The 2,604-nt window shown below is 61.9% G+C and carries 2 protein-coding genes and 1 pseudogene; 1 reads left to right on the top strand and 2 read right to left on the bottom strand.

Annotated features, from left to right (window positions below; genetic code table 11):
* Window positions 1-369, top strand: a pseudogene (locus RWT78_RS29100) (glutamate decarboxylase); the annotation flags it as partial.
* An 83-nt stretch (window positions 370-452) separates the two neighbouring features.
* On the opposite strand, the gene RWT78_RS29095 reads toward RWT78_RS29100, so the two are convergent.
* Entirely contained in the window at window positions 453-941 is a 489-nt protein-coding gene (locus RWT78_RS29095) for a hypothetical protein (protein ID WP_230587603.1), read from the bottom strand.
* Window positions 942-1,072: 131 nt separating this feature from the next.
* Complete coding sequence (locus tag RWT78_RS29090; RefSeq protein WP_314682933.1) at window positions 1,073-2,437, bottom strand: DNA polymerase IV; 1,365 nt, start codon at window positions 2,435-2,437, stop codon at window positions 1,073-1,075.
* Between the last annotated feature and the right edge of the window lie 167 nt (window positions 2,438-2,604).

Here is a 2,604-nt window from a genome sequence, read left to right as displayed (position 1 = left end):
ATCCAGCAGTCCTCCCAGGACGTGGCGAAATTTCTCGCCGAAGGGATCGGGAAACTCGACGCGTTCGAACTGTGGAACGACGGTTCCGACATCCCGGTCTTCGCGTGGCGCCTTGCCGAGGGGCACACGTCCAACTGGACGCTGTACGACCTCTCGGACCGGTTGCGAGGCAAGGGCTGGTTGGTGCCGGCCTACCCCATGCCGGACGATCTCGCGGATCTGACAGTGCAGCGCATCGTGGTTCGTAACGGACTGAGCATGGACCTGGCGGCCAATCTGCTGCGCATCATCGAAGAGGAAACCGCGTTCCTCGACGAACTGGACAGCCCGATGCCGCGGCCGCGCGTCACCGAGGGATTCCATCACTGACGTCGCTTACCACGTGAAGAGCGGCCGCCCACTCCCCTTCGGGAGTCGGCGGCCGCTCTGGTGTTTCAGGTGTTACCGAGAGATCAAGCAGCGCAAGCCGGCGAGGTCAAACCTGCAACGCCGACGATCTGGCAAGCGGTGGTCTTCGAGAGCTTCCAGACGCCGTCTTCGTAGACGAACGACGCCTGCAGGCCCTGCTGCAGCGGCTGGCCGTTGACGACGATGTTCAGCGAAGCTGCTGCCGTCTCGCTGCCCGTGTCGGTGACCGGGTCGAGGATCTCGACCTGCGCGCCGGCAGCCTTGGCGGCAGCGGCGACCTGGTTGATCAGCTCGGGATCCTGCTCGGCGCCCTGGACGAGGTTGACCTTGTCTGCGGCCGGAACGGTCTCGTCGAGTGCCTGGGCGACCTTGCCGTTGAGCTCAGCAGACGTCGGCAGTTCAACGGTGGTCGTCGCTGCCGCAGAGGTGGTGGTCGTAGGCTTCGCCGAAGTCGTCTTGTCGGAGTCTCCTCCGTCTGAACCACAAGCGGTCATCGTCAGGGCTGCTGCGATCGCCACGGCTGCAACGGTCATCTTCTGAAGCTTCAACTTCTCAGTCCTATCCATTCGGGTGTTCACATTCGAGCGTCAGTCGAACATCGTGCTTGCTCGAGGATCGTCGACAACATTACCCAACGGTACGCGGAAAAAGTCTAAGGACATCCTCAGAGAAGGCTGTCGACCGCATCTGCTACCTCGAGCACCTCATCCGATTCGGCGAAGGTTTTGACTATTCCCGTTCCGCTGGAACGGGTTTCGAAGCGAACTGTCACCACTCCGTGCCCGGCACCCTGCACCCAACCGTGTCCGTATTCTGGATGCTTCACGTCCAAACCGGGGTGCCAGTAGCGCTGAGGCACGCGTGCGGCCACCGGAACGTCGAGTTCGGCCTCATCGAGGGCGCCCGTGAGAGTCTCGACCGGATAGCCGGGAACATCCTGATCCAACTCGGGAAAAAGTGATCCTTGCCGAACGGTGGACAAACCGGCGAATCCCACACCGACCAGGCGAATCGGCCCCAATTCCTGTGGATCGATGACCTGTTTCTGCGCAGTCGCGATGAGGATTTGGCGGTCGATGGTGGCAAACGGCAGCGTCACGGATCGAGTCAAGATACTCATATCGGACTTCTTGAGCTTCAGTACGACGGTGCGAGCAGCTCTTCCGTCCTTCTCCAGCCTGGAAAATGCTGCGCGACCACTACTTTCGACGGCGGCGCGCAGTTGCGCCATCGTGACGATGTCTGCGGCGAACGTGGATTCCGCGCTGATCTGCTTGGATTCGGCACGCTCGGCGACCGGCCGATCGTCGATCCCCTGTGCGAGCCGATGCAACCCCGGTCCGACAGTGGTTCCGAGTATCGACGCCACCTCCGCTATGGGAGTGCGGGCAAACCCTCCGATGGTTTCGATGCCGAGACGCTTGAGCTTTTCCTCGGCAACAGGGCCGATCCCCCAGAGCTTCCGCACCGGCAGTGGATCGAGCAACTCGTGCTGCATCCCGGGAGGAATGACTGCGACGCCGTCGGGCTTTGCCAGTCCCGACGCGATCTTGGCGACCTGCTTACCTGCGCCGGCCCCGATCGAAGCGACCAACCCGGTCTCGGCTTTGATCAACGCCCGCAGGTCCTCGCAAAACGCGCGGACCTCGTCAGCTCCGACACCGGCCAACTCCACCGGTTCCCCGAAAGCCTCGTCCACCGACAGTTGCTCGAGGATCGGCATACGAAGGCGCAACGCGTCGAACGTGCGTTTACTGAGAACCGAGTACAGGGACATCCGTGGCGGCAATACCACCGCTCCACCACCGACCATCCGGCGTGCTTGATGCATCGGCATTGCCGATCGCGCACCGAAAACTCTCGCTTCGTAACTTGCCCCGGCCACCACCCCGCGCCCGCCCAAGCCGCCGACCAGCACCGGGCGACCTCGCAGAGTGGGACGCGTCAACTGCTCGGCGGAAGCGAAAAACGCATCCATGTCGAGATGCAGCACCCACCTACGACTTCGTGTGGGATCACCTTGATTCATCGGGCGTTACGGTTCTCTCAAAAGTAGGTGCAGAATTTACGTCCGCGCCTTCTTCTTCGGCGACTTCTTTTTCGGCAGGGGCAATACGTCGGCAGTCCGTTGAATGAAGGCGTGCAGGTGATCGAGGTCCTGCAACCGTTCCTCCGTCACCCGGTAATAATCCTTCG

Source organism: uncultured Rhodococcus sp., assembly GCF_963525155.1.
Classification (GTDB): Bacteria; Actinomycetota; Actinomycetes; order Mycobacteriales; family Mycobacteriaceae; genus Rhodococcus_F; species Rhodococcus_F qingshengii.
This window is presented reverse-complemented; position numbering and strand designations above follow the sequence as displayed.